We start from the raw sequence: 22048 nt of genomic DNA, 5'->3' as shown, positions 1-22048 counted from the left end.
ATGTAAGCAAGGGAATCAGATTTGAATTCGGACCTTCACCCGCTATCTAAGGCGTATCTCAATCTTTGTTATCAAACCGATGCTGCTAAAATTCGTCGTCGTTTGTATCGTGTCAATAAAGAAGCCGAGTCTGAAAAAAAATCCCAAACGTTAGCGCAGTTAACGGAAGCTGCGCAGCAAGCCTATCAAAAAGCGCAGCAGCGCTTGCAGTCTAGACCTATTATTAGTTATCCAGATGAACTTCCTGTGTCGCAAAAACGTGACGATATAGCTTCTGCTATTGCCAATAATCAAGTGGTGATTGTGGCGGGGGAGACAGGATCTGGTAAAACAACCCAGTTACCTAAAATCTGTCTTGAACTGGGTTTAGGAACTCGAGGCTTAATTGGCCATACCCAACCTCGTCGTCTTGCTGCACGAAGTGTCGCGAATCGTATTGCTGATGAACTTAACAGCCCATTAGGTGAAGTTGTTGGCTTTAAAGTTCGTTTTGCTGATGCCATGAGTGACAACAGTTATATTAAACTGATGACCGATGGTATTTTGCTCGCCGAACTCACCTCGGACCGATTTTTAAACCAGTACGATGCGATTATTATTGATGAAGCGCATGAACGCAGCTTAAACATTGATTTTATATTGGGATATCTGAAGCAGGTATTAAAAAAACGTCCTGATTTAAAAGTTATTATTACGTCGGCTACCATAGATGTAGATCGTTTTTCAAAACACTTTAATAATGCACCTGTTATTGAAGTGTCTGGTCGTACATTTGAAGTTGAAACGCGTTATCGTCCTTTAGTGCGCGACACTGATGAAGATTTAGATGTTAGTGATGGCATTTTTGCCGCCGTAGACGAGTTAATGGCCGCGGGTCCTGGCGACATATTGATATTTATGAATGGTGAGCGTGAAATTCGCGATACCGCTGATTTACTCAATAAACAGCAATATCGCGATACTGAAGTTTTACCACTATATGCGCGCCTTTCTTACGGTGAACAATCTAAAGTCTTTAAAAGCCATATTGGCCGTCGTATTGTATTAGCTACCAACGTTGCCGAAACGTCATTAACCGTGCCTGGGATCCGTTATGTTATCGACCCTGGTACCGCACGCATAAGCCGTTATAGTTACCGTACGAAAGTACAACGTTTACCGATAGAACCCATATCGCAAGCCAGTGCCAATCAACGTCAAGGACGTTGTGGTCGTGTAGGCCCAGGTATTTGTATTCGACTTTACGATGAAATGGATTTTATTCAGCGCCCTGAATTTACTGATCCTGAAATATTACGAACCAATCTTGCTTCAGTGATTTTGCACATGTTGGCAATTGGATTAGGTGACATTGGCGGATTTCCATTTATTCAACCACCGGATCAAAAACACATTCGAGACGGTTTTTTATTGCTTGAAGAATTACAAGCGGTTAAAAAGTCTGGTAATGACCTAGTGTTAACGCCATTAGGCAAAGATTTAGCGAAAATCCCACTCGATCCGCGTTTAGCCCGAATGGTCATTGAAGCGAACAAATTGGGTTGTTTACACGAAGCATTAGTGATTACTGCAGGTTTGTCGATTCAAGATCCGCGTGAACGTCCCGCAGAAAAGAAACAAGCAGCAGACGAGTGTCATCGCCGGTATGCGGATAAAGACTCTGACTTTGCCAGCTGGGTGAAGTTATGGGATCACGTAAAAGATCAAAAGCATGAGCTATCAGCCAGTCAGTTTAGAAAACAATGTCGTGACGAATATCTCGCCTATTTACGCGTACGTGAATGGCAAGATTTATACACTCAAGTGAAACAAGCCGTCCATGAATTGAAATGGCGTATTAATGACAGTGCAGCCAGTTATGAACAGTTACATCGAGCATTATTATCAGGCTTGTTAAGTCATGTTGGTTTTAAAGGCGAGAACAACGAGTATCTAGGGGCGCGTAACCGTAAATTCTTTGTGTTTCCGGGATCGCCTTTAGCGAAAAAAGGTCCTAAGTGGATAATGGCTGCTGAGCTGACTGAAACCTCACGCTTATTTGCGCGTTGTTGCGCCAAAATAGACCCTGAATGGTTAGAATCACTCGCCTCACATTTAGTGAAAAAGAATTATCTAGAACCGCATTTTGAAGCCAAAGCGGCAAGCGTTATAGCACTTGAGAACCAAGTTCTTTATGGCTTGACCATAGTGAATCGTCGTCGAGTGCAATACGGACCGATTGACCCAATAGAAGCTCGAGAAATTTTTGTTCGCAGTGCTTTAGCCGAAGGGCAGTTACAGACGAAAGAAACGTTTTTTGTTAATAATCAAAAATTGCTTAATGACATAGAGTCGCTAGAACATAAATCTCGCCGCCGAGATATTTTGGTCGATGAACAAGTGTTGGTGGATTTTTACGAACCACTAATACCCGTTGGCATTTATAATGGGCCACTATTTTTTGCCTGGTGGAAAAAAGCGCGTCAACAAACGCCAGACTTGCTCGATTACAGCCAAGCCTTATTAATGCAGCGTAGTGCCGACCATATATCTGCGCTCGATTTTCCAGAAATATGGCATAAAGGTAATCTCGGCTTAACTGTCAGTTATCATTTTGAACCGGGTAGTATTGATGACGGCGTGTCAGTGCATATTCCTGTTGCACTGATTAATCAAATTGATGACAGTGACTTTGATTGGCTAGTGCCTGGGTTACGACAAGAAAAGTTGATTGCACTGATTAAATCTTTGCCTAAAAATTTGCGTCGTAATTTTGTTCCCGCCCCAGATTATGCTCGGGCATGTTATCAAGCGATGAAGCCGTTTGAGTTATCGATGCTTGATACCATGTGTAAACAGTTACTGCGCATGAGCGGTGTACGCATTTCTGCTGACGACTTTGATGTAACTCAACTGACAGAACATCTTAAGATGAACTTTAAGATTGAGGATGACCATGGTCGTTTAGTTGCCCAAGGTCGTGATTTAGAACTATTAAAAGGCCAACTGCAAGGTGTTGTGGCTAAAGCAATACGTAAAGTAGCTGACAAAGGCATTGAACAACAGGCTATCACTACGTGGTCGTTCGGTGATTTACCCGCTCAATATCAGCAGCGCAAAGGTAATTACGAAGTTAAAGCATATCCGGCATTGATTGATAATAAAACCGATGTGGCGATTAAGTTATTTGATGATGAACATGAAGCAAAGCGTCATCATCGAGTAGGCTTACGCCGATTACTGTTGATAAACATTCCTTCGCCAGTGAAACATTTGCAACAAGCTTTGCCTAATAAAGCAAAGCTAGCAATGTACTTTAATCCATTTGGACAAGTGCAGATATTAATCGAAGATATTATTAATGCAGCGGTACAGCAGTTGTTAGATCAAAAGCAACTAGACATTCGCAATGAGCAGCAGTTCGAGCAAGCAAAAGAGTGGGTTCGCCAAGAGCTTAACCCAACAGCAGAGAGCATTGCGCTCAATGTAGAGCAAATTTTGACAATTTATCAACGTATTAAAAAACGTCTAAAGGGCAAAATTAGCTTAGATATTGCATTTGCAATGAGTGATATTCAAACTCAGCTTGATAGCCTTGTGTATAAAGGATTTGTCGAAGACTGTGGCTGGCAACGGTTAACGGATGTTGTTCGTTATTTAAAAGCCATTGAAAATAGACTCGATAAGCTACCTGTTGACCCAACACGTGATCGATTACACATGCACAGTATTGCAAAAGTACAAGAGGCGTTAACGGCTCAATTAGCCAAAGTGCCACGTTCACAACCGGTCCCAGAGGCACTCATTGAAGCTCGCTGGATGATAGAAGAGTACCGGGTATCTTGTTTTGCTCAGGTATTAGGTACCGCTTATCCTATTTCAGAAAAGCGAGTATTGAATTCCATCAGTCAAGTGTAACCTTGATGCGTTGCTCCATCGCATGACGATGCGAATAAAACCGATATCACTTAGGTGATGTCGGTTTTTTATTATCCCAAATTGATTCAATTTCTAGTTATGCCTGTAAGACCTGTCATTTCCTGGCAACTAATCCGCTTTAACTATTAATTCTAAACCAAAAGCTTAGCCATATTCGTTAAATGCTTTGATAGTGCAGACTGAGTGCAGGGCATTATTTTTGAGTGAGGCACTCCAGTATTTCATTATGTTGTGGCCTCATCTTTAAAGGGCATTATTCTTTCAATAAATAATCAGAACTATAGAGTTTGAGTTGCCGTTATAGGGGCATAGTAATAGGTATTTAGCCTTAACAGCAGCAATGGAACCGTCGACTTGTATCGCAATGCGCTAGTATGTTGTCACGTCGATTACGTCTCAATTTCTGAAAGACTTTCTGTTTTTTTAGTGCAAAATCTCAATTTTAAGTCATATTTAGACTATCCGCAAAACAGAACTGAAAGTTTTTCGTAATTGTGGTTTGAAAGTGATCTGACTATTGATATACTTAGCGCCAAGAAGAAAGTGATTGGTACTCTTCTCTCTGTAAGGCAAATGTCATCCCCCCAGCATTAACACGATGTCGTCAGTATTAAGGATTCAATATCGTGTTGTTGTTTATAAAAAGACAGGCCTACACCTACAAAACGACCTAAAAGATTGGAGTTATTATGGAAGTTCATGAATACGAAAACGCTTACTATCAAGTGAAAGATGACGTGTTAGAGTCTTTACCTTCTAACGAAGAATAAGACGATTGAACGAGCTTATTAATGCTTTGGCAACTCAGTTGATGCATTAAATACTCCGACAAAAAATAAAAATAGCAGCCTAGGCTGCTATTTTTATTGGTTATTGCTCATTGTTTATTTTATCAATTATTTATAATGCTTAAACATATCGCATAGTGGTGAGTATCTGAAATGAACGATAATTGTTTTTGATCTCCCATCATGATTAAACACTAAAATTAGCTAATTTTGGTAATCTGTTTTGACTCAATACTAACCTTCAATACGACCTTTTTCGGGTAGTATCTCAACAATAATCCAGGTATTGCCTTGTTTATGCAGACGAATGGTTCGATCATCAATCCATTGTCTTCCACCTTTTAATCCTTGCATTTTAACGATTACAGTCACGTCATCGGTAAATTTTCGGAAAAAATCGATATCAATTTCATCAATAGACATCGTCACTTGCTTCATGGATAAGCCTAATACGTGTCGTTGCACCGCTGATGCTATATGATAATGATCCATAACATCCTGTATATCAGGTGCGACAAACTTTTTAGCTTTCTCTACATCACGATCGACATAAATAGCTTCGAAGAAACCCAAAGAAACTTGTTCTGGTGTGAGTTGAGGTTGACCAAATTCATCTGATTGTCCGCAAGCAGTGAGAATGAACAGTAGAAATACAGAGAATATTTTAATGGAAGTCATTTTTAACATAAGGCTTTTTTACTGCTGATATTATAATTTTTATCTAGTATCTCGATTTATGCTATAGCTTACAAGGATAGGCTCGATTTAAATAATATCATTATCAATAATTGTAGCGTAAAGCCTTATATGCTCATATTTTGTAATATATTGAAAGTATCAATGGTTCATTTCAGTTTACTGATAAGCTATTATTTGTTCGATTAACTACAAATGAGGATACTTTTGTAGTTAATGGCTTGACGCAATCAAAATGACATGTCATAAGTTAATTGTATCAACGCACAAGACTTGTATAGAAACAACGATAGAGAGTGTTTGTTCATACCGATTTATTATTGCTAATAAACATAGTGATAAGGAATGTCTCACACAGTTATCCACAGATTCTGTGGACAACTGTGTTGACGAACGTAAGTTATTTTACTAACTCACTGTATTACTGCATTTTTTATGTGTGGTTAAAAAATAACGCAGTTTTTATATTAAATAGATTTAGCGTATAAAAAAACCAAGCCTCCTAAGGAGACTTGGTTTTTTAGTTAGCGAAGATAAAGATAATTACCATTTCTTTTTCGGTTGAAACAGCATATCAAGATCATCGCCTTCTTTTTTCGGTTTTGGAGCACTCGGTTCACTGTGTTTTTGAGCGCCCATTATTTCATCGAGTAACTGCTTAGCTTCATCGACTTTACGAGCAATAAAAGGATCATTTGGCGTTTGCGCTTTAATAGTGTGCAACGTGTTTAATGCTTTTGTGACCATTTGTTTACTGGAACCGTACTGCTTCATAAAGCATGCTGCACGAGCGCGGCTAATCATAGAATCAACATTAATCCTTAATTGCAGATTGTCGATACGCATTTCTTCTTCAGCAAAAATAGACGGATCAACTTTTCCCTTATTATGTTCTGCACGTAAAATAGCTTTAAGTTTCTTCAGTGTTTTTACTAATTCTAAAACTTGTCTATCATTATCAGGTAAACGAAAATTCTCAATTGCAGGGACTTGGCTTGGTGAATTTGATACTGTGGCTATTTGCATTTTAATGTCAGCTAGGCGACGCTCATAATCCGATTTTAATTGGCCTGATGCATGGATAACAGATTGTTCTAAAGCATCTTGAATGCGGCGATAGAGTACTAACATAATGTGGCTAGAAGACGGGGTCATACCTGTGTTGGATAATACTGCATCGGTTTCATCTATAATGGCGCGTTGGCGAGATACTTCTACTCGACGTTCAGCTTCAGCACGCTCTTTTTGTTGTTGGACAATACTAAAGCCGATAATCAGCAATAAGAGTGCACCAATAAGAATTAATACCAAAATTAAGGACATAAAGGTTCCATTTTATCTTTCATATCTCATGGTAAATATAGCCAAACGACAATGGCTAAAAGTTATTTTGATGCTGGAATAAATTGTTGCAATAAAACTGCATCAAAATGATTCTATATCTTAGCGTATGTTATCGCGGCTGTCGTTGAATAATAAGTCGTTTTGTTGATAAATAATTAAACATTTGAGTAAGGATGTTTATCAAAAGCTAAGTCAATTAAATTGCAGGTGATTTTTACTTGCTCGTTATTCCTATTTATATTACATTTCAATTGTCATATAACGTTTTATTATAGTTGAACAACTGTTCTTGCCATGTGAAACATCGATCGATTTGTTCTTATTTGCATATTTTGCTGATGAGTGCTGGTTAAATAAAGGATAAAACCATGAAGCTGCAACAACTTAGATATATTGCAGAGGTTGTTAAACACAACCTAAATGTGTCATCAACGGCTGAGAACCTCTATACCTCACAACCCGGCATTAGTAAGCAAGTTAGAATGCTAGAAGATGAATTAGGTATTCAAATATTTGGTCGAAGTGGTAAGCACTTGACTCACGTGACTCCAGCTGGTCAGCAAGTTATTGATATTGCAAATGATATACTTGGCAAGGTCGATAGCATTAAAAAGGTATCTGAAGAATATACTCAGCCTAATCAGGGTGATTTAAATATTACCACCACCGATACTCAGGCTCGATATGCTCTGCCACAAATTATTAAAGAGTTTATTAAACGATATCCGAAAGTGAATTTGCATATGCATCAAGGTACGCCGTCACAAATTAGTGAACAAGCGGCTAGAGGTGATGCTGATTTTGCCATTGCTACTGAAGCAATGCACTTGTATACCGATTTAATTATGCTGCCTTGTTATCATTGGAATCGATCAATTGTTGTGACTCGTGACCATCCATTCGCGACTCAATCGACAAAAATTAGTATTGAAGATTTAGCCAAATTTCCGCTGGTGACTTATGTGTTTGGTTTTGATAAAGCCTCTGAAATTGAAAAGTCTTTTAAGCGTGCGGATCTTGATCCTCGGGTGGTGTTTAGTGCAACCAGTGCTGATGTACTTAAAACATACGTACGTTTAGGGTTAGGGGTAGGGGTTATTGCTTCAATGGCTATCGATCCAGCAGTAGATAAAGATCTAGTCGCGATTGATGCGAGTCATTTGTTTGCTCATAGTACAACCAAAATTGGTTTTAGACGTGGTAGCTTTTTACGCAGTTACATGTATGACTTTATGCGACATTTTGCACCGCATTTAACCCGAGATGTGGTAGAAAAAGCGGTCGCGCTTCGTGATCAACAACTGATTGATGAAATGTTTGCAGACATGACATTACCGGTACGTTAGCACTGTATATCGACAATGTTTATTGCATAAAAAAACCTCGCGAATTAGCGAGGTTTTTTGTTTTTAACATAAAGACTTAGTAAGTTAGTAAGTTAGTAAGTTAGTAAGTTAGTAAGTTAGTAACTTAGTAATCGATATTAATCTGGTGCGTAACCAGATGGACCAATTAACTCGCCATCTAAGTAAGCTTTACCATCAGCCATCGCTAAACGACCTAAGCTAAACCATTTTACTACAAGAGGATAAATGGCATGTTCTTGTTCATGAACACGCTCAGCTAATACTTCAGCATTATCTTCAGGGTAAATAGGGACTTTAGCTTGTAATATTACCGGTCCGGCATCGAGCTCTGGAATAACAAAATGCACACTAGCGCCATGCTTTTTATCGCCGGCATCAATAGCCCGTTGATGCGTGTGAAGCCCGGTATACTTAGGCAATAATGATGGATGAATATTAATCATCTTTCCAAGGAAGTGACTTACAAAATCATCTGTCAAAATACGCATAAAACCTGCAAGAATAATCAGATCCGGTTGGTATTTTTCAATTGATTTCAATAAACGCGCATCATAATCACTGCGTACTTCATTGGTATAAGGAATAACGCAACTGGTATCAATCTCGCTTTGATGAGCGCGAATTAACCCATAAGCATCCGGCTTGTTACTAATCACACCAACAATGTCAGCTTTTAGGTTATCGTCACAGCCATCAATGATAGCTTGAAGATTACTGCCATTACCGGAAATCAGTACCACAACACGACAGCTTTGGCTCATTAGATGATCTCCACTTGCTCTTCGTCACCTTGACGCGTAGCAATTTCACCTATCAACCAAGCATTTTCGCCTTCTGCTGTTAATAATGCCAATGCAGCATCGACTTTGTCTGTTGGCAGCGCAATAACCATACCCACACCACAGTTAAATGTTAGGAACATTTCGTGTTGTGCTATGTTACCGTTTGTCATTATCCAATCGAACACCACTGGCCATTGCCAAGAGTCACCCTTGATTACAGCTTTACAATCATCAGGAAGCACTCGTGGGATATTTTCCCAGAATCCACCACCGGTAATGTGCGCCATAGCGTGAATGTCTGATTGTTCAATCAGTTTCAACAAAGGCTTAACATATATTCTTGTTGGTTCTAATAAATGGTCAATCAATGGCTTACCAGCAAGATCTTGCTGAGGGTCTGCTTTGCTGACTTCTAATACCTTACGGATTAATGAGTAACCATTTGAATGAGGACCACTCGAACCAAGTGCTATGAGTGAGTCACCGGCTTTGACTTTGGTACCATCAATGATGTCTGCTTTTTCAACAACACCAACACAAAATCCGGCAAGGTCGTAATCTTCGCCTTCGTACATGCCCGGCATTTCAGCCGTTTCGCCACCGATTAATGCGCAACCAGATTGGAAACAACCTTCTGCAATGCCGCTAACAACTGAGGTTGCCGTTTCAACGTCAAGCTTACCAGTCGCGTAGTAATCGAGGAAGAAAAGCGGTTCAGCGCCAGAAACAATCAGGTCATTAACACACATAGCAACTAAATCAACACCGACGGTGTCATGCTTTTTGTAATCAATGGCTAATCTTAATTTAGTGCCAACACCATCAGTGCCCGAAACAAGCACTGGATGTTTGTATTTAGTTGGTAATTCGCATAATGCGCCAAAACCACCTAAATTGCCCATAACTTCTGGACGGCGAGTGCGTTTTACCGCAGATTTAATGTTGTTTACTAACGCATTACCTGCATCGATATCAACGCCGGCGTCTTTGTAACTTAGGGGGGTAGGAGTGGTCACGGAGGATCCTCTAGGGTACATCGTTTTATGGAATTTTATGCGGCAATATTCTACCAGTTTGTGCTGCTAGTCGGAAGCCATGTTTTTACTTTATCCTATAAAGAAAACGATGAATTGCCTATTTTTTATTGGTTTAGGTCACGATTTACTGCAATTTTGAAACTTTATGTTTTATAGAGAGGATAAATCGACTAACATTTGTCAAATTTGCCTGAAATAGTCAGAAATCTAGGAGAAAGAAATGAAAGTCGTTGAAGTAAAGCATCCACTGGTACGTCATAAAGTCGGTTTGATGCGTGAAGCTGATATCAGCACCAAACGATTTCGTGAACTTGCCACTGAAGTTGGCAGTTTATTAACCTACGAAGCTACCGCTGATTTTGAAACTGAAACGGTGACAATTGAAGGTTGGAATGGCCCTGTTACTATTGAGCAACTTAAAGGTAAGAAAGTGACCGTAGTGCCTATTCTTCGTGCGGGTTTAGGTATGATGGATGGCGTTCTTGAGCATCTTCCTAGTGCGCGTATTTCTGTAGTGGGTATTTATCGTGATGAAGAAACACTACAACCTATACCTTACTTTGAAAAAATAGTCAGTAATGTTGAAGAGCGTATTGCTTTAGTGGTTGACCCAATGTTAGCGACTGGCGGTTCAATGATTGCGACTATCGACCTGCTGAAAAAACGTGGTTGTACTTCAATTAAAGCGTTGGTTTTGGTTGCTGCACCAGAAGGTATTAAAGCACTTGAACTCGCGCATCCTGATATTGAATTGTATACCGCTGCGATTGATGATTGCTTAAACGAGCAAGGTTATATCTTGCCAGGTTTAGGTGATGCGGGCGATAAGATATTCGGTACCAAATAGTTCGTTATCCGAGATTATAGATACCCAGGCTCGATATGATTAATATCATGTACGAGACCATAAAAACGGGAGCCTTTAGTGAGGCTCCCGTTTTTATTTTTTATCTTGATAAGCCGTAGCTATCTGTTGAATGTTAAAGCACCATCGCAGCGATCCAACCAAAAACAAGCAGTGGAATATTATAGTGAATAAACGTTGGGATCACGCTGTCGCGAATATGATCATGTTGCCCATCGGCATTAAGACCCGCTGTGGGACCTAGTGTCGAATCTGATGCTGGCGAACCCGCGTCACCAAGCGCTGCAGCGGTACCCACTAGCGCAATTGTTGCTGCGACAGAAAAACCAAAACTGAGCGCTAAAGGCACGTAAATAGTGGCGATAATGGGAATGGTTGAGAACGAAGAGCCAATTCCCATGGTGATCAATAATCCAACAATAAGCATCAGTAATGCGGCTAACGCTTTGTTGTCACCAATGATGTCACCTAGAGAGGTCACTAGTGTGCCAACTTCCCCGGTAGATTTAACTACTGCAGCAAAGCCTGCTGCTGCAATCATAATAAAGCCGATGCTGGCCATCATGTGCACACCTTGATTAAACAGGTCTTTGCTTACTTCGTGTTTAATGATTCCAGAAAAACGAAAGATAATAAATCCACTTAATGCACCAAATATCATCGAATCAGTTTGTAATTGAACGATTAAAGTGACCACTATTGCTGAGAGTGATATCACTAGGCTTTTTCGACTTATCGTGGTTTCAATATTGTCGCTTACCACTGGTTCTTCAATCATATATTGTCTAGGTTTGCGGTAACTAATAAATATTGCGGTGAGTAAACCTACAACCATGCCCATAGCAGGTAATAGCATTGCGTTAGGAATTTGTTCACGGATTGCATTTAGCCCATTTGTATTTAAATTTGCCAACAGGATATCATTGAGGAAAATACCGCCAAAACCGATGGGTAGAATCATGTACGTGGTGACCAAGCCAAATGTGAGAATACAGGCTATAAGACGGCGGTCGATATGTAGCTTTGAAATGACATGTAGTAATGGTGGAATAAGAATGGGTATGAAAGCGATGTGAATAGGCAAAATATTTTGTGATGAAACCGCCATCAATAATATTGTGACCAATAACAACCAACGTACAACTTGAGTATTACTACTATTAGGTTCTTTACCGAGTTTCTTTATAATTGAATGAGAAATCAATGTTGTTAAGCCTGAATGTGACAACGCTGCTGCAAATGCACCAAGCAATGCGTAGCTTAGGGCTATTTGAGCGCCGCCGCCTAGGCCATCATTAAAGGCTGCAATTGTTTGATGAATATCTAATCCACCGACTAAACCGGCGACAACAGCACTGATGGTTAGTGAGACCACAACGTTAATTCGAATAAAGCTTAAAAACAGCATTAAGCAAACCGCGATAACAACCGCATTCATAATCATTTTTCTTAAAAGTAAGTGAGGCCGCTATTCTTGACTGTCTAGTGTCTATTTGTCCAGCGCATATCGCTTTTTTAGGTATTTTTTGCTGATAGTTAGCTCAGAATTATTTGCTGTTTAACATATGGTTGTTGATAGTGATGAGTGAAATCTTGTTATCAAATCATTTTGTCATATTTGAAACTTATTATTTAATGGGTCATCATGTTTTATTTTTCAGCAAGTAAACCAACTTTCATCTGAAATGACTTATAAGTCCGTTAATTTAGATGTATGGTATACGACTGATATAAGTCCCAACGGTATGGGTAATTGCTTGGTGGATCATCATTTTGCGATACGCATATACCGTTGTTGAGTGTTTAAGCCATTAAATGGAGATAGATAATGAGCGTATTAGTAGGCCGTCCAGCCCCAGATTTTACCGCAGCAGCCGTTCTTGGTTCTGGTGAAATTGTTGACACATTTAACCTTGCTACCGCAATTAAAGGTAAGCCTGCAGTTATTTTCTTCTACCCACTCGATTTTACTTTTGTATGCCCATCAGAGCTAATTGCTTTTGATCACCGTATGGAAGAGTTCACTAAACGTGGTGTTGAAGTGATTGGTGTTTCTATTGATTCACAGTTTACTCATAACGCATGGCGTAACACTCCAGTAGACAAGGGTGGTATTGGCCAAGTTAAGTACACTCTAGTTGCTGATGTTAAGCACGAAATTTGTAAAGCATACGACGTAGAGCATCCAGAAGCTGGTGTGGCTTTCCGTGGTTCTTTCTTAGTAGACAAAGAAGGCCAAGTTCGTCACCAAGTGGTTAACGATTTACCACTAGGCCGTAACGTTGATGAAATGATCCGTATGATTGACGCACTTCAGTTCCATGAAGAGCACGGTGAAGTTTGTCCAGCGGGCTGGTCAAAAGGCGAAAAAGGTATGACTGCAAGCACTGAAGGTGTTGCTGCATATCTAAAAGATAATTCTGACAAGCTATAATCTAGCAAGTTAGAGATAATAAAAAAGCTGCTTCGGCAGCTTTTTTATTGGATAAAATTAATACTTTGTTATCGCACTAGCTGAGTGTAGATGGCTGGCATGAGATCAAAGGGCTGAGTATTCATTATTCGCTTGCTGAGTCGGTATCATCTTCCACAGCCGCTAATGGCCAACCACCCAATGCTTTCCATCGATTGACTATAAGGCAAAATAGTTCGGCGGTACGTTCGGTATCGTATAATGCTGAATGGGCTTCATTGTTGTCGAAATCGATCCCTGCCATTTTACAGGCTTTAGCTAATACTGTGTGTCCAATAGCAAGGCCTGCAAGTGTCGCGGTATCAAAGCTCGCAAAAGGATGAAAAGGAGAACGTTTTAAACCATTTCGTTCAATAGCCTTGTTAACAAAACCTAAATCAAAAGCGGCATTGTGCGCGACAATGATACTGCGATGACAATCTGCTGCTTTTTGGGCTTTTTTTACTTCTTTAAAAATCTCTAAAAAAGCGACTTTTTCGTCTACTGCACCACGAAGTGGATTAGTGGGGTCTATACCATTAAAAGCTAAAGCTGCAGGCTCTAAGTTCGCGCCTTCAAAAGGCTCAATATGAAAATGAAGGGTTCTATCAAGTACAATGATCCCATCACTATTCATTTTTAGTAAGCTGACGGCAATTTCAAGCAACGCATCGGTATTAGCATTAAACCCAGCAGTTTCGACATCGATAACAACAGGGAAATAACCACGAAATCGGTGTTTAAACTTATTAGCGTCGCAAATATCAGTCATTACAGTTTTTATCCTCAATAGCTATCATTCATCGGTGCAAATGATATAAGCCGAGTATTATGCGCAAACTCAAGCGCAGTGTCATGTTTGATTGTGGTTTTTATCATCGATTAAACATGATTGTTTACTAAAGGAACTGACTTTATGGCCGATAGAACAAATGTAATCGGGTATAAAGGGTGGTTTTATGTGGCGAAAACTGATGGTCCTCACAAGTTTGTGTCTTTGCTCAACGGCTAATGCCGATTTGAGGCACTACGTTGCGTCACTGGAAAACTCAGCATGGCGTATCGGTGAGAACAATCCGATAGAATGCCGTCTTGAACATGATATTCCTGACTATGGGCGTGCTGTGTTTACCAGTAATGCCGGTAAAGAGCTAAATTTACATTTTACGTTAGATATGTGGTTAAAACCTGATTCGGTGACCAACGCGACATTAATTAGTCGAGCCCCTAGTTGGCGTCCTGGACACAATTCTAAAGAAATCACTCAACTGACTTACAATAAGCAATTTAATGGTGAAGTACCCAAAAAAGCCGCTTGGTCGATGTTGAATGAATTGAGTCAAGGAATGGAGCCCACGTTTTATTATGCGGATTGGTATAATCAAAACGCTAAAATTGCCGTGGGATTGTCGTCAGCTAATTTTGGCGGTAAATACCGTGAATTTCGCGCCTGCTTGGCTAATTTACTGCCTTACAGTTTTGATGATATTGCTTTTACAGTGTTAAATTACCAAGAAGGCGGGGTAGAGCTGACTCGTTTTTCTACCCAACAATTACAGAAAATACAGCGTTATTTGTCTTATGACCCTGAAGTCGAGCTTGTACTGATTGATGCTTACACCGACAGTTACGGTGGACGCTCAGTTAACCAAAAGGTGTCAGATAAACGTGCGGACTCAGTGAAAGATATTCTCATTGCTAGTGGTATCCCTAAGGATCGGATTCATACATCGGGTCATGGTGAAAAACGCCATGTAACAGGCAATGATCTTGCTGAAGAACGTAAGATGAACCGCAGAGTCGTGATTAAAATAACCAAGCCTATATAAACCCATTCATGTATCACTCACTGCTCAGCCATGGGCAGTATCCTTATTACTGGATATGATTGAGATATCAATTTACTTGAGTCACGATGTTGCTAGTAACTTGAGTCAGCTATTTTTCTAATAAATAGTATTGATACGATAGCCAAAGTTCCCCTACGTTTATCAGTCTGCTTTACTCGGCATTTATTCAACATTCGTAACACTAAATTGAGCCAAATCGACAATACTCTTTTATAAATGAACCATGGTTCCTTTAAGAGCCTAATCAATAAAAAATGTAAGGGTATTTTGCGTGGTGACCATTTGAAAGGGTTCAAGCTATCAGTAGCGCTCGAATTTACAATTTTTTCGCAAAGCTTCTCATTTGGGTTTATAAAGATGCTAAAAAAAAGGTAAAAAAAACCCACTTAATCCAAGTGGGCTAAATAATTTGCAATCAACAAATTTAAGGAAGGAAATCAAGCATAAGAACTAGGGATAACTGAGGTATTGGGTTACATCAGTTTGGAGTTCTTGGTTTTCAACATCTGAATCAGATGTGTCCTGAAAACAAAGCAATAATAGAATGTATACACTAATCTGACAAACTAGAAAAATTAAGCGTTAGCATTAGTAAAGCTAATGCTTTGTGGCGGTGGTGATATGTTATTTATACTCTAATCGTCTTATATAGCGCTTTATTAGGCTATTACTTATTTTTTATGCATAACTATTCGGATTAGTTAATTAGGCGACAATAATATTTAACAAATAGTATATATCCCGTCATGCTGTAAAGTCTGCTTACTCCTTTTAATATGTTAAATATTACTCTACACCACTATGGATATGATTATTCTACCCATATTTAAGGTGGGATTTTACGGTTATCTCTTCTTGATGTTTAACACACAGCATATGGTCATCAAGACGAGTAAGATAATGCTATTAACTTAACAATTGATAATGTATTTGCTAAAAAGAAGTTGCTGAATTTTACCGGCTTAACATTTATTCACGTTTACATTTTGCAAAGTGTGCGATGGTAAGGGGGATTCGCAGTTTACTTTTACCTGATTATTGTCTTTTTGTGAGCTTTAGGCCGTAAAAGTAGGCTGTTGTTACCAGGGAAAATTCTATTTATATGGCATGTTTTGTTTAATAAATTGTTAAATTTTTGGGTAAACACATTAATAAAGCTTCATCTCTTACAGTTCCTGAGGTTTTTAGTGTGTTTTAGCGCATTTTGAGCAAAATAAAGTCTGCTTTTCCCTCGGTACAATATTCACAAGCGTGTTGGTACTCGGTATAGTAAGCCAACTTTTACAACCTAAAAATTGATGTTCAGATTATGTTTGTTTGGCCTATTTCAATCTATTACGAAGATACCGATGCCGGCGGTGTTGTGTACCATTCGAATTACTTAAAATTTTTTGAACGAGCCCGAACGCAATGGTTAAAAGCAATGGGTGTTCGCCAAGCTGAACTGTTGGCAGAAGATATTGCTTTTGTCGTCAAACATGCAGAATTAGATTTTCGTAAAGCTGCAAAATTTGAACAGGATTTCGTGGTTGAATCCAAGGTTATAGAATTAAAAAAAGTGTCGTTGGTATTTCACCAGCGCCTAGTTGATCATCAAGGTGATTGCTATTGTGAAGCGACTGTTGTTGTCGCGTGTATATCTTTATCACGTATGCGTCCCCGTGCTATTCCCCTAAATATTGTTCAGGAGTTTGACAGTGCACGCTGAAATTTCATTTATTGGTTTGTTTTTAGAAGCCAGTGTGTTGGTAAAGTTAGTTATGCTGACCTTGTTGGCATTATCGATTGCCTCATGGGCAGTGATCATTCAACGCAACAAATTATTAGGCTCTGCAAGAGTTAAGTCATTACGTTTTGAAGAAACGTTTTGGTCTGGTGTTGATTTAAATCGTCTTTACAAAGAATTAATTGCGCGTGGTAGTGCTATCTCTGGTTTAGAATCGATGTTTGTGGCTGGTTTCAAAGAATATACTCGTTTGAGCAAAGTAAACAGTAAAGCTCCTGAAGCGGTTATGGATGGAACGTCTCGAGCAATGCGAGTGAGTTTGTCGCGCGAAATGGAGAAACTTGAAAACCATTTACCGTTATTGGCAACGATTGGTTCAACCAGTCCATACATTGGCTTGTTTGGTACGGTATGGGGAATTATGAATTCCTTTATTGCACTGGGCGCGGTAGAAAATGCCACATTGGCAATGGTTGCACCTGGTATTGCAGAAGCATTGATTGCAACTGCAATGGGCTTGTTTGCTGCAATACCTGCCGTTATTGGTTATAACCGTTTTACAACGCAAGTTGATAAAATTGAAATGAGTTATGCTAACTTTATGGAAGAATTCTCCAACATATTGCAACGTCAAGCGTATAGCGAGAAGGAAGCTGTTTAATGTATCAGCGTAAACGTCGTCGTCCAGTTGCAGAAATCAACGTGGTACCTTACATCGACGTGATGTTGGTGTTGTTGATTATTTTTATGGTGACAGCGCCTATTGTATCGCAAGGAGTCAAAGTAGAATTGCCTCAAGGTAATGCGGAGTCGTTGCCACCTGATAGTAAGCCTCCTATCGTTGCATCGATTGACGCAGAGGGACAATATTTTTTGAATATCGGCAGTAGCTCTAACTCTGAAGTTATGGACTTAGAGCAAGTATCAACTGAAGTTGGAGCATTAATCCAACTTGAACCGTTAAGGCCAGTGGTTGTAAAAGCGGACCGCACGATACCTTATGAAAGCGTTATTCAATTAATGATTAGCTTGCAAGGTGCTGGTGTGCCTGCCGTAGGGCTAATGACCGATTCACCAAAGGAGAAATAGGTGGCTGGAAATTCAGATTTAACCGTACCAGTTTCTATTTCTGCTGGTATTCATATTGGATTTATCGTCATTCTTGCTTTAGGCATTAGTTTTGATGATAAGCCCAAGCAAATGCAAACGGCAGCAGCAAGTGCACCTGCCGTTCAAGCAATTGTAATTGATCAACAGAAAGTGAATGACAGAGTTGAGCAATTAAAGAAACAAAAGCAAGATGTGGCTAAGCAAGAAAAAGCCCGTCAAGCAGAACTAGAACGTAAAGCATCGGAAGCTCGCCGTGAGCGTGAACGTGAGCAAGAAAAAATTAAAACTTTAGAGATCCAGCGTAAACAAAAAGAGCAGGAAACTCAAAAGGCTAATGACGCCGCTAAAGCCGCTCAGGCAAAGCAAGTGCTAGAAAAAGAGCGAGCAGATAAAGCTGAAGTAGTACGCAAGCAAAAAGAACAAGAGCAAAAAGCTTCTGAGGACGCAGCTAAGAAAGCCGCTGAAAAACGTAAGCAAGAAGAGGCTGCTGCGAAAAAAGCTCAAGAAGAACGTCAACGTGCTGATGACGAACGTAAACGTAAAGAAGATGCTGAGCGTAAACGTAAAGCAGAAGCTGATACTAAAGCGCGCCAAGAACGTGAAATGGCAGAGGCTATGGCTGCTGAACAAGATTCACTTTCTAAAACACGTAACAAGCAAGTGTTGTCAGAAGTTGATAAATATAAGGCCATGATTATTGCCACTATTCAACGAAATTTAGTTGTTGATGAGTCAATGCGTGGGAAAAGCTGCAGGGTCTTTATTCGTCTAGCGTCAGATGGTTTTGTCACAACAAGCCAAACGTTAGATGGTGATCAGGTAGTTTGTCGAGCAGCCAAAGCGTCGATAAATAAAGCGGGACGGTTACCAGTATCGCCTGAACCGGCTGTTTATCAGCAATTAAAAGAAATTAATTTAACCGTTTCACCGGAATTTAATTAATATCAATCGTATTTAATGATGGAATGGAGTTAAAAGGAGTCGCATGAATAATTTGGCTAAATGGCTAACACTGGTATTAATAGTGTTAACTACACCCGCTCGCGCAGCGTTAGATATTGTGATTACAGAAGGGGTTGATGCAGCAAGACCCATTGCTGTGGTACCTTTTGTATGGCAAGGTCAAGGTCCAGCTCCTGCATCTATTTCTGATGTGGTAGCATCTGATTTGTCTCGCAGTGGTACATTTAAGACACTTGATGTGCGTGCATTGCCACAATCAACTATTTCGTCTGTAAATGGATTTACTGCTCAAAATTGGGCTAATGTAGAAGCGGAAGCGCTTGTGGTTGGTACGGTTAAGCCATATGGCGCCGATCAATATTTAGTGAGTTTTGAGCTGATTGATTTAGTCAAAGCACAACTTCAAGCGGGTAAAGGGCCTCAGAATAACAATGAGTTATTACTTGAAAGCCGTGAAACGGTTATTAGTGCAAACCAATTTAGACAGTACAGCCACCGTATCAGTGATATTGTGTATGAAAAGCTCACCGGTATTCGTGGTGCATTTTTAACCCGTATCGCATATGTTGTGGTTAAACAAGGTCAAAAAGCACCTTACCATCTAATGATTGCGGATTACGATGGCTACAATGAACAAATGTTACTACGTTCACCAGAGCCATTGATGTCACCAACGTGGTCTCCTGATGGTCGTCGTTTAGCTTATGTGAGTTTTGAAAATAGAAAAGCTGAAATCTTTGTTCAAGACATTTACAGCCAAACACGTACATTAGTGAGTAGTTTTGACGGTATTAATGGTGCACCAGCATTTTCTCCTGATGGGAAAAAATTAGCTGTTACACTGTCAAAAGATGGCCAACCAGAAATTTATGTCGTCGATATTGCGACTAAAGCAACTCGACGTATTACAGAGCATTACGCAATCGATACTGAACCGTCTTGGTTCCCAGACGGTAAATCAATTTTATTTACCTCTGAACGTGGTGGGAAACCACAGTTATATCGCGTAAGTTTAGATACAAATAAAGTCTCGCGTATGACTTTTGAAGGTGAATGGAACCTAGGCGGTTCAATTAGCCCAGACGGTCGTAGTATGATTTTTGTAAACCGTACTAACGGTAAATTCCATATTGCTAGAATGGATCTTGCAACACGCTTTATGCAGGTGCTTTCATCAACTCAACTTGATGAATCACCAAGTGTTGCTCCAAATGGCACTATGGTTATCTACGGTACAACCCATCAAGGTAAACAAGTGTTAGCTGCTGTTTCTATGGACGGCAGATTTAAAGCAAGATTGCCTGTCGGCCAGGGCGAGGTGAAGTCACCAGCATGGTCTCCGTTTCTCTAAATAGATATTGATAAGGATTTAAAATGGATCTGAATAAGTTGTTTAAAGCTATGTTGGTTGCAGTTCCGCTTATGGCACTGGGTGCCTGTAGCTCAACTTCAGACTCTGAAACTGACGCTAACGGTTCTATGAGTGGTACTGGTAGTGAATACGGTAATGGTGGTATTGAAACTGGTGGTGTAGCTCCTGTACTGAGCTCTGCAGAACAGCAGCGTTTAAAAGAACAAGAATTACGTCGTCAAAATATCATTTACTTCGACTTTGATCGCAGTGAAGTTCAAAGTGAAAATGCTGAGATCATTCAAGCTCATGGTAACTATTTAGTTGAGCATCCAAATGTTCGAGTGTTGATTGAAGGTCATGCTGATGAACGTGGTACTCCAGAATACAACATCGCACTAGGCGAACGTCGTGCTAAAGCGGTTGCTAAGTATTTACAAGGTATGGGTGTGCAACCTAGCCAAATGAGCATCGTGAGCTACGGCGAAGAAAAGCCATTAGATTATTCACGTAACGATACTGGTTTTGCTAAAAACCGTCGTGGTGTGTTAGTTTACTAAAGCGTAAGAAGTGTAAGGCCAACCGTTATCGGTTGGCCTTTTTTAGGAGATAAAAATGAAACTAGCCATATTAGTTGCGGCGATGTTCTTTACAACGGCCACGGCTTTTGCTGCACCAGCACCGGTTTCGGATGCATCTGGTGGTTCAAATGATGACAGAATTTCAAGATTAGAACGCATCATTAAAGCAAAGCAACAAGGCGAATTCGACATGCAACGTCGTATGGATGCATTGCAAAATGAAGTGTTAGATTTAAGAGGCATTACTGAGCAACAAAATTATCAAATGAATCAGATGTTACAGCGTCAACGACAGCTGTACGAGGAAATTGCTAATCTTACTGCTAAGTCATCAACCCCAGCAGCGCCAGCTCAAGCTGATGCCACTACGGTTGCCGCAGCCAGTTCAACGTTAGGTGAAACAGGAAGCTATGAGGCCGCCGTTAACTTGGTTCTTAAAGAACGCAAGTATGATGAAGCCATTCCTGCTTTTCGTAGTTTTATATCGACATACCCAGAATCTAATTATGCAGCTAATGCAAACTATTGGTTAGGCCAATTGTTGTACAATAAAAGTGAGTACAATGATGCGAAACAAGCTTTTAGTACAGTTGTCAGTAAATTTGCAGATTCAAATAAGCGTGGCGATAGTTTAGTTAAGCTTGGCATGATTGCAGAAAAAGAAAATGACTCTGCGGGTGCAAGAGCACTGTATAACAAAGTATTAAAAGAGTACGCAGATAGTGCCTCCGCACGCCTTGCACAACAGCAATTATCAGCATTGAAAGGCTAATTAAGCCAAAAAACAGCCTCTTAGTCTGTTTTTCATGCAAACAACAAGAAATTATAAATTTGGGCTTGCATGAGAAATTGAAAAAGGTATTATAGGCGCCCTCAGAACGGCAGAGCCTTCTGGGGTGTGTTGAGGTGATAATAACTTAGTCTACAGTTACTGTAATATGAGTTGTTATTAACAAACAACAAAATGGGATGATAATTTAACAAGACTTGAAATATAGGCAGTTTGTTTCATTCCAGTAAGAACCTTAAGTTCTTGCAAAACCAAGATGGGTCGTTAGCTCAGTTGGTCTTGAAATAGAGACAGTTGGCTTTTGTTCCAGTAAGAATATCAGTTCTTGCAAAACCAAGATGGGTCGTTAGTTCAGTTGGTCTTGAAATAGAGACAGTTGGCTTTTGTTCCAGTAAGAATATCAGTTCTTGCAAAACCAAGATGGGTCG

18 protein-coding genes are annotated in these 22048 nt (G+C 39.9%); 12 read left to right on the top strand and 6 right to left on the bottom strand.

The genetic code is table 11. The annotated features are described in order from the left end of the window. Positions 1–21 precede the first annotated feature (21 nt). On the top strand, positions 22–3897 hold the full coding sequence (hrpA, locus tag AAEY97_RS20415) for an ATP-dependent RNA helicase HrpA (RefSeq protein ID WP_351001124.1): 3876 nt from the start codon (positions 22–24) through the stop codon (positions 3895–3897). Between the two features lie 1043 nt (positions 3898–4940). Here hrpA and AAEY97_RS20410 read toward each other — a convergent pair. Together AAEY97_RS20410 and AAEY97_RS20405 are read right to left on the bottom strand one after the other, a co-directional pair. Beyond that, positions 4941–5393, bottom strand: a complete 453-nt coding sequence (locus tag AAEY97_RS20410) for a nuclear transport factor 2 family protein (protein WP_101086772.1) — start codon at positions 5391–5393, stop codon at positions 4941–4943. Positions 5394–5945: 552 nt separating this feature from the next. After that, positions 5946–6725, bottom strand: a complete 780-nt coding sequence (locus AAEY97_RS20405) for a hypothetical protein (protein WP_101086773.1) — start codon at positions 6723–6725, stop codon at positions 5946–5948. 389 nt (positions 6726–7114) lie between these two features. Here AAEY97_RS20405 and cysB point away from each other — a divergent pair, with 389 nt between their 5' ends. Next, positions 7115–8092, top strand: coding sequence for an HTH-type transcriptional regulator CysB (gene cysB, locus AAEY97_RS20400; protein ID WP_162023403.1), 978 nt, complete (start codon positions 7115–7117; stop codon positions 8090–8092). A gap of 137 nt (positions 8093–8229) precedes the next feature. Here the strand turns inward: cysB and purN are convergent, their stop codons facing one another. Both purN and purM read right to left on the bottom strand, forming a co-directional pair. After that, positions 8230–8874, bottom strand: coding sequence for a phosphoribosylglycinamide formyltransferase (purN, locus tag AAEY97_RS20395; RefSeq protein WP_101086775.1), 645 nt, complete (start codon positions 8872–8874; stop codon positions 8230–8232). Then, on the bottom strand, positions 8874–9911 hold the full coding sequence (purM, locus tag AAEY97_RS20390) for a phosphoribosylformylglycinamidine cyclo-ligase (protein WP_101086776.1): 1038 nt from the start codon (positions 9909–9911) through the stop codon (positions 8874–8876). Before purM ends, purN begins: the two co-directional genes overlap by 1 nt. Positions 9912–10152: 241 nt before the next feature. On the opposite strand from purM, the gene upp reads away from it, so the two are divergent. Continuing rightward, on the top strand, positions 10153–10779 hold the full coding sequence (gene upp, locus AAEY97_RS20385; RefSeq protein WP_101086777.1) for a uracil phosphoribosyltransferase: 627 nt from the start codon (positions 10153–10155) through the stop codon (positions 10777–10779). Between the two features lie 133 nt (positions 10780–10912). On the opposite strand, the gene AAEY97_RS20380 is transcribed toward upp, so the two are convergent. After that, entirely contained in the window at positions 10913–12235 is a 1323-nt protein-coding gene (locus AAEY97_RS20380; RefSeq protein ID WP_101086778.1) for a Na+/H+ antiporter family protein, read from the bottom strand. 390 nt (positions 12236–12625) lie between these two features. Between AAEY97_RS20380 and AAEY97_RS20375 the strand changes: the two genes are divergently transcribed. Further along, positions 12626–13231 (top strand): peroxiredoxin, encoded by a 606-nt coding sequence (locus AAEY97_RS20375; protein WP_011636928.1) that lies wholly within the window; start codon positions 12626–12628, stop codon positions 13229–13231. A 124-nt stretch (positions 13232–13355) separates the two neighbouring features. Here AAEY97_RS20375 and rnt read toward each other — a convergent pair whose 3' ends face one another. Continuing rightward, a complete protein-coding gene (gene rnt / locus AAEY97_RS20370; protein ID WP_162023402.1) occupies positions 13356–14021 on the bottom strand; it encodes a ribonuclease T in 666 nt (221 codons plus the stop codon). A gap of 187 nt (positions 14022–14208) precedes the next feature. Here rnt and AAEY97_RS20365 point away from each other — a divergent pair, with 187 nt between their 5' ends. From AAEY97_RS20365 to ybgF, 8 genes are all read left to right on the top strand, one after another. Further along, entirely contained in the window at positions 14209–15078 is an 870-nt protein-coding gene (locus tag AAEY97_RS20365) for a flagellar protein MotY (RefSeq protein WP_350979414.1), read from the top strand. A gap of 1327 nt (positions 15079–16405) precedes the next feature. After that, complete coding sequence (gene ybgC / locus AAEY97_RS20360) at positions 16406–16807, top strand: tol-pal system-associated acyl-CoA thioesterase (protein ID WP_101086782.1); 402 nt, start codon at positions 16406–16408, stop codon at positions 16805–16807. Next, entirely contained in the window at positions 16797–17486 is a 690-nt protein-coding gene (gene tolQ / locus AAEY97_RS20355) for a protein TolQ (RefSeq protein ID WP_101086783.1), read from the top strand. Before ybgC ends, tolQ begins: the two co-directional genes overlap by 11 nt. Beyond that, positions 17486–17914 (top strand): protein TolR, encoded by a 429-nt coding sequence (gene tolR / locus AAEY97_RS20350; RefSeq protein ID WP_101086784.1) that lies wholly within the window; start codon positions 17486–17488, stop codon positions 17912–17914. The genes tolQ and tolR overlap by 1 nt, the downstream gene beginning before the upstream one ends. Beyond that, on the top strand, positions 17915–18877 hold the full coding sequence (tolA, locus tag AAEY97_RS20345) for a cell envelope integrity protein TolA (protein ID WP_011636934.1): 963 nt from the start codon (positions 17915–17917) through the stop codon (positions 18875–18877). Between the two features lie 43 nt (positions 18878–18920). Further along, positions 18921–20249, top strand: coding sequence for a Tol-Pal system beta propeller repeat protein TolB (tolB, locus tag AAEY97_RS20340; protein ID WP_011636935.1), 1329 nt, complete (start codon positions 18921–18923; stop codon positions 20247–20249). A 23-nt stretch (positions 20250–20272) separates the two neighbouring features. Then, a complete protein-coding gene (pal, locus tag AAEY97_RS20335; protein WP_101086786.1) occupies positions 20273–20809 on the top strand; it encodes a peptidoglycan-associated lipoprotein Pal in 537 nt (178 codons plus the stop codon). Between the two features lie 55 nt (positions 20810–20864). After that, complete coding sequence (ybgF, locus tag AAEY97_RS20330; RefSeq protein ID WP_059745509.1) at positions 20865–21602, top strand: tol-pal system protein YbgF; 738 nt, start codon at positions 20865–20867, stop codon at positions 21600–21602. Positions 21603–22048: the final 446 nt, after the last annotated feature.

Source organism: Shewanella sp. TB7-MNA-CIBAN-0143 (genome assembly GCF_040310065.1).
Taxonomy (GTDB): domain Bacteria; phylum Pseudomonadota; class Gammaproteobacteria; order Enterobacterales; family Shewanellaceae; genus Shewanella.
Note: the sequence above shows the minus strand (reverse complement) of the source record. Positions and strands in the feature narration are given on the sequence as shown.

Coding starts and splice junctions, on each gene's coding strand:
- upp (WP_101086777.1), top strand. CDS start 10,153: ATGAAAGTCGTTGAAGTAAAGCATCCACTGGTACGTCATAAAGTCGGT.
- ybgF (WP_059745509.1), top strand. CDS start 20,865: ATGAAACTAGCCATATTAGTTGCGGCGATGTTCTTTACAACGGCCACG.
- cysB (WP_162023403.1), top strand. CDS start 7,115: ATGAAGCTGCAACAACTTAGATATATTGCAGAGGTTGTTAAACACAAC.
- purN (WP_101086775.1), bottom strand. CDS start 8,874: ATGAGCCAAAGCTGTCGTGTTGTGGTACTGATTTCCGGTAATGGCAGT.
- AAEY97_RS20375 (WP_011636928.1), top strand. CDS start 12,626: ATGAGCGTATTAGTAGGCCGTCCAGCCCCAGATTTTACCGCAGCAGCC.
- tolR (WP_101086784.1), top strand. CDS start 17,486: ATGTATCAGCGTAAACGTCGTCGTCCAGTTGCAGAAATCAACGTGGTA.
- tolB (WP_011636935.1), top strand. CDS start 18,921: ATGAATAATTTGGCTAAATGGCTAACACTGGTATTAATAGTGTTAACT.
- AAEY97_RS20365 (WP_350979414.1), top strand. CDS start 14,209: ATGTGGCGAAAACTGATGGTCCTCACAAGTTTGTGTCTTTGCTCAACG.
- AAEY97_RS20410 (WP_101086772.1), bottom strand. CDS start 5,393: ATGTTAAAAATGACTTCCATTAAAATATTCTCTGTATTTCTACTGTTC.
- AAEY97_RS20380 (WP_101086778.1), bottom strand. CDS start 12,235: ATGAATGCGGTTGTTATCGCGGTTTGCTTAATGCTGTTTTTAAGCTTT.
- rnt (WP_162023402.1), bottom strand. CDS start 14,021: ATGACTGATATTTGCGACGCTAATAAGTTTAAACACCGATTTCGTGGT.
- AAEY97_RS20405 (WP_101086773.1), bottom strand. CDS start 6,725: ATGTCCTTAATTTTGGTATTAATTCTTATTGGTGCACTCTTATTGCTG.
- pal (WP_101086786.1), top strand. CDS start 20,273: ATGGATCTGAATAAGTTGTTTAAAGCTATGTTGGTTGCAGTTCCGCTT.